The organism is Mycobacterium sp. (assembly GCF_049683935.1).
Lineage (GTDB): Bacteria > Actinomycetota > Actinomycetes > Mycobacteriales > Mycobacteriaceae > Mycobacterium.
On sequence record NZ_JBAUJR010000379.1, the window covers coordinates 1 to 5,386 of the forward strand.

The following is a 5,386-nucleotide window of genomic DNA, read 5'->3' on the forward strand; positions in this document are numbered from 1 at the left end:
CGTCTGCGGTGGGTGCGTCCGCGGTGTCGGGCACCGGGACGACAGCCGGCTGGGCGGTGGCCGGCGCAGGCGCGGGTTCGACGGCCAGTTCGTCGTCGGACCGCCCCGCGGTCAGCAGGGCAGCCGCCGCCACGACGACGACAACCAGCAGCAGTACCGCCACCCCGACCACCACGTGGGTGGATCGCCGCCACCGAGTGGGACGCATGTATCTCCTGCTCTCGATCGACTACCCGAGCCACCCCTGTAGAGCAGGGTATCGCTCGTTTAGTGTTAACCCGCGTCGTCAGCAGGCGACCCTGAGCCGAAGGAGTCCCCCGGTGCAGTTCGATGTCCTCATCGAGATCCAGAAGGGATCGCGCAACAAGTATGAGGTGGACCACGACAGCGGGAAGGTGAAGCTGGACCGCTATCTCTTCACGGCGATGGGATACCCGACGGACTACGGCTACATCGAGGACACCCTCGGCGAGGACGGCGATCCGCTGGACGCGCTGGTGCTGCTGCCCGAACCGGTCTTCCCGGGATGCATCGTCGAGGCCCGCCCGGTCGGCATGTTCCGGATGACCGACGAGAAGGGCGGCGACGACAAGGTGCTGTGTGTGCTCGCCGACCCGCGGTGGGACCACATCACCGATATCGGCGACATCTCGTCGTTCGAACTGGACGCCATCAAACACTTCTTCGTGCACTACAAGGATCTCGAACCCGGCAAGTTCGTCGAAGCCGCCGACTGGGTGGGCCGCGCCGACGCCGAGGCCGAGGTGTTGCGCTCGGTGGAGAGGTTCAAGGCCGAAGGGCACTGACGGGCCGGTTTGAGACTCAGGTCACCGCGGGAATTTGCGTGGCCGTAACACGACGTAACGCAGCTGTCCCTTCGGCCTTCGATCATGGCGTTGTGCTGTTGCATCAGGGACTGGGGCTGGACGCCTTCAACGCGATGCCGTTGCGTCGCGCCGTCCACGCCGTCTACGAGTGCTGCTACAGCGTCCCGCTGGCCGCCGATCTGGCACGGGCGCGCCCCTTCGACACCTACGAGCAGCTGTACCGCTGTGCCGACTCGCTGCTGTTCGGGCTGAGCGAGGAGTCCGTCGACTCCATCCTGGAGGCGTACCCGGACGTCGGCCGGCGGCCGGGCAGCGAGAAGTCCCAGGCCGAGCAGTGCGCCATCACCGACGAGCGCCCCGAGATGATGGCCGAGTTGGCGGCGGCATCGAAGACCTACCTGCAACATTTCGGGTTCGGATTCGTGATGTTCATCAACGGCTACCGCGCCGACGACGTGCTCGCCACACTGCGCGACCGGTTGCACAACGACCACGAGACCGAGCGCAAAGTGGTCCGCAACGAGCTGGCCCGGATCAACCGCACGCGACTCGAGCGGATGCTCGGCCCCGAGGGCGGCTACGACAACTGGTGACCGGGCGCTCGCCTAGGCTTTGCCGGTGAGCACTCCACCGACAAGACCCGCCGGACACTCCCACTTTCTCTCCCTTCCCGATCTCGCCGCCCGATCCGCGGGTGGAGCGGTGCTGTGGGCCAACGACGATGTGTTCGCCGAGAAAGAGAACCTGATCAAACCGGGCGCACCGGAGTATCAGCCGGCCACGTTCGGCCACAAGGGTCAGATCTACGACGGGTGGGAGACTCGTCGGCGCCGCGGCGCCACAAGCGATTCGCACGATTTTGCGATCGTCCGCCTCGGTGTCCCGGGCGTCATCCGCGGCGTGGTGGTGGACACCGCGTGGTTCACGGGCAACTATCCGCCCGAGATCTCGGTCGCGGCCGCATTCGTGGAGGGATATCCGTCACCCGAGGAGTTGGCCCACGACGTGGAGTGGACCACCATCGTCGAGCGGCGAGCGGTCAACGGCGACACCCGCAACCCGTTCGCCGTCGAATCGCCTCGGCGCTGGACCCATGTGCGGCTGGCCATCTACCCCGACGGCGGCGTGGCGCGGCTTCGGGTGCACGGCGAAGGGCTGCTGGATCCGCGCTTCACCGAGCTTCCGCTGGACCTCGCCGCCTTGGAGAACGGCGGCCGAATCACGGCCTGTTCCAACATGTTCTACAGTTCACCGAACAATCTGCTGCTGCCCGGCGCGGCCAGGACCATGGGTGAGGGGTGGGAGACCTCACGCCGGCGTGATGCCGGAAACGACTGGGTCCAGGTGCGTTTGGCGGGTCAGGGCGTGCTGGCGGCGGCCGAGCTGGACACGTCCTACTTCATCGGAAATGCGCCCGGCTCCGCCCGGCTGCGGGGCCGCGACGGCGACGGCGAGTGGTTCGATCTGGTGCCGCACACCGATCTGCAACCAGACACCAAGCACCGGTTCCTGATCGAGCCGGACAACGGTTCCGCACATCCCGTCACCGAGGTGCGTCTCGACATCCACCCCGACGGCGGGATGGCTCGGCTGCGGCTGTTCGGCCGACTGACCTCCGACGGTCTGCGGCGGCTCAACGAGCGGTGGGAAGCCAGCGCGTGACCGACGACGTCGGCGGGACCGGCACAGCGATTCACGGCCGGTGGGATTCCCGGTTCGACCCCCTCGCCGAAGCGCTGGCCGATGAGCTGGCCCGCGGTGAGGAACTCGGCGCGTCCATCGCCGTGGACATCGACGGTGAACTGGTCGCCGACATCTGGGGCGGCCACGCCGATCGCGCGCAGACATCACCCTGGCAGCAGGACACGATCGTGAACTTCTGGTCCTGCACCAAGACCCTCACCTCGTTGGCCGCGCTGATTCTCGTCGACCGAGGTGTGCTGGACCCGTTCGCCACGGTCGCCTCGTACTGGCCGGAGTTCGGGGCCAACGGCAAGCAGGACATCGAGGTGCGACATCTGCTCTCGCACACCTCGGGGGTCTCCGGCTGGGAGGCGCCGTTCACCGTCGACGACGTCTACGACTGGGAGAAGGCGACCTCGCACCTCGCTGGGCAGGCACCGTGGTGGCCACCGGGAACGGCGTCGGGTTATCACGCCCTGCCCTTCGGCCACCTGATCGGCGAGATCCTGCGCCGGATCACCGGCCGGTCGCTCAAGGATTTCGTCCGCACCGAGATCGCCGAACCGCTCGGCGCCGATGTCCAGATCGGTGCGGTGCCTGAAGACACCGGGCGCATCGCCGAACTGGTCCCGCCGCCGCCGCGCGATCTCGGCCTGGCCCGACTGGCGCCCGACCACCCGGCGGTCAAGACGTTCGCCGCCTTTCCGCCGGGGGCCTCCGGCGTCGCCCTCGCCGAGACCGCGCCGTGGCGCGATGCCGACATCGGGGGCGCCAACGGTCACGGAAACGCGCGCGGACTCGTCCGGGCGCTGTCGCCGATCTCGTTGAGCGGCAAGGCGAACGGCGTGCAGCTGCTCTCCCCCGGCACCATCGACATGATCTTCGCCGAGCAGGCCGACGGCGTCGACCAGGTGCTGTTCGTTCCGCTGCGGTTCGGGATCGGCTTCGGACTGTCCTCACCCGAGAGCATCAAGGCGGTCCCCGACGGCAGGGCCTGCTGGTGGGGCGGCTGGGGCGGGTCGCTCGTGGTCATGGACACCGACCGACGCGCCACTTACGCCTATGTCATGAACAAGATGGGTCCGGGGACGACGGGCAACGCCCGCACCAACCGCTATGCACGGTTGATCAACGCCGCTGTCGCGTCGGGCTGAGCCCGCTCAGCGCGACGGATCCTCCTTCGGATCGGTGGTGAGGTCGGCCGCCTCGACCTCCGTCGGCTCACCGTTCTTGCGGACGTCGTGAACCCGGGTCTTGTAGAGGCTGGCCACCGTCGTGATCAGCAGCGTGACGATGATGACGCCGAGACTGGCCAGCGTCGGGATCTCCGGCACCGGCACGTGCTCGCCACCGTTGATGAACGGCAGTTCGTTCTCGTGCAGCGCGTGCAGCAACAGCTTGATGCCGATGAAACCGAGGATGAACGCCAGGCCCTGGGACAGGTACACCAGCCGCTTGAGCAGGTCCCCGAGCAGGAAGTACAGCTGCCGCAGACCCATCAGCGCGAACACGTTGGCGGTGAACACCAGGTAGGGCTCGCGGGTGAGCCCGTAGATGGCCGGGATGGAGTCCAGCGCGAACAACAGGTCGGTGGTGCCCAGCGCGACGATGACGAGGAACATCGGCGTCATCACCCGCGTGCCGTTCTCCTTGACCCACAGCCGCAGGCCGTCCCACTGGTCGGTGAACTTCAAGTGCCGCTGGGCGAACCTGACCACCGAGTTGTCGGCGTCGTCGTCGTGTTCGGTGTCCCTGACGAGCTTGATCGCGGTGTAGATCAGGAACGCACCGAACAGGTAGAACACCCAGGAGAACTGGTTGATGGCCACGGCGCCGATCGCGATGAAGATGCCGCGGAAGATCAGCGCCAGGATGATGCCGACCAGCAGCGCCTGCTGCTGGTAGATCCTCGGCACCTTGAAGCTGGCCATGATGATCAAGAAGATGAACAGGTTGTCCACCGACAGGCTGTACTCGGTGAGCCAGCCGGCGAAGAACTCGATCCCGAACTGGCTGCCGTGGTAGAACCACGTCCACAACCCGAAGGCGATGGCGAGGCCGATGTAGACCGTCAGCGCGGTCCCGGTCTCCCGCCGCGACGGCTCGTGCGGCCTCCGCCCGAATATCAAGACGTCGACAAGCAGGATGCCGATCGTCACGGCGAGCGTGATGCCCCACTCGAGTCCACTTACGTTCATCAAACCTCCGGTCGTCACTCAACGCCGGAGGTCTCTTCCGCCACCCGTCGGCCCCCGCGGGTCGATGGTAGGCCCGCAGCACCGGTCGTCCTAGGACGGACGACGAGATGACGACACAGCGGCGAAGGAATACTCCCCTCCAAGCGGATCATTGTGCCAGTCAGGTCTCCGACACGCGAAACGAAGCACTCACCGACACGAACAACCCCGTGCGCTGAGTAGTTTGTACCCGTGACAGCAGCGGATCCAACCCCCGAGATCCCCCGTGAATTCCTGCTGTCGGAGCAGGCCTCAGAGCCACGCACGCTGATCGACATCCTGTACGACACCGCGCGCCGCCATCCCGACGCCACAGCACTCGACGACGGCACCGTCCAGCTCACCTACGCCGAGCTGATCTCCGATGTCGAGGACAGCGTCTCGTGGCTGGCTGCGCGCGGCATCGGCCGTGGCGACCGGATCGGCATCCGGATGCCCTCGGGAAGCTACGCGCTGTACGTCGCGATCCTGGCGACGCTGGCGACCGGCGCCGCCTACGTCCCGGTCGACGCCGACGACCCCGCCGAACGCGCCGAGTTGGTGTTCACCGAAGCGGAGGTGGTCGCGGTGATCACCGAGCAGGGGTTGGTGCGCGGACCGGGTTCGTCGCGGGGATGGCGGGCAGCGCCGCCGCTGAGT

6 protein-coding genes and 1 pseudogene are annotated in these 5,386 nt (G+C 67.0%); 5 read left to right on the plus strand and 2 right to left on the minus strand.

The window, feature by feature from the left end; all coding sequences use genetic code 11:
* Nucleotides 1–208: pseudogene (locus WA965_RS21920) on the minus strand (D-alanyl-D-alanine carboxypeptidase); the annotation flags it as partial.
* Between the two features lie 112 nt (nt 209–320).
* On the opposite strand from WA965_RS21920, the gene WA965_RS21925 reads away from it, so the two are divergent.
* The 4 genes from WA965_RS21925 (at nt 321) to WA965_RS21940 (ending at nt 3,664) form a co-directional block, all read left to right on the plus strand.
* A complete protein-coding gene (locus WA965_RS21925) occupies nt 321–806 on the plus strand; it encodes an inorganic diphosphatase (protein ID WP_526297297.1) in 486 nt (161 codons plus the stop codon).
* A 92-nt stretch (nt 807–898) separates the two neighbouring features.
* Nucleotides 899–1,420 (plus strand): 2-oxo-4-hydroxy-4-carboxy-5-ureidoimidazoline decarboxylase, encoded by a 522-nt coding sequence (locus WA965_RS21930; protein WP_526297295.1) that lies wholly within the window; start codon nt 899–901, stop codon nt 1,418–1,420.
* Nucleotides 1,421–1,439: 19 nt separating this feature from the next.
* On the plus strand, nt 1,440–2,489 hold the full coding sequence (gene alc, locus WA965_RS21935; RefSeq protein ID WP_526448069.1) for an allantoicase: 1,050 nt from the start codon (nt 1,440–1,442) through the stop codon (nt 2,487–2,489).
* Nucleotides 2,486–3,664: a serine hydrolase domain-containing protein gene (locus tag WA965_RS21940; protein ID WP_526299202.1), complete on the plus strand. Its 1,179-nt coding sequence runs from the start codon at nt 2,486–2,488 to the stop codon at nt 3,662–3,664. The genes alc and WA965_RS21940 overlap by 4 nt, the downstream gene beginning before the upstream one ends.
* A 6-nt stretch (nt 3,665–3,670) precedes the next feature.
* Here WA965_RS21940 and WA965_RS21945 read toward each other — a convergent pair whose 3' ends face one another.
* On the minus strand, nt 3,671–4,708 hold the full coding sequence (locus tag WA965_RS21945) for a TerC family protein (RefSeq protein ID WP_526299200.1): 1,038 nt from the start codon (nt 4,706–4,708) through the stop codon (nt 3,671–3,673).
* 231 nt (nt 4,709–4,939) lie between these two features.
* On the opposite strand from WA965_RS21945, the gene WA965_RS21950 reads away from it, so the two are divergent.
* A partial coding sequence (locus WA965_RS21950; protein ID WP_526448070.1) for an AMP-binding protein occupies nt 4,940–5,386 on the plus strand: 447 nt, incomplete at its 3' end.

Excerpts from the sequence above, each read along its gene's own strand:
- WA965_RS21945 (WP_526299200.1), bottom strand. The coding sequence starts at position 4,708 with ATGAACGTAAGTGGACTCGAGTGGGGCATCACGCTCGCCGTGACGATC.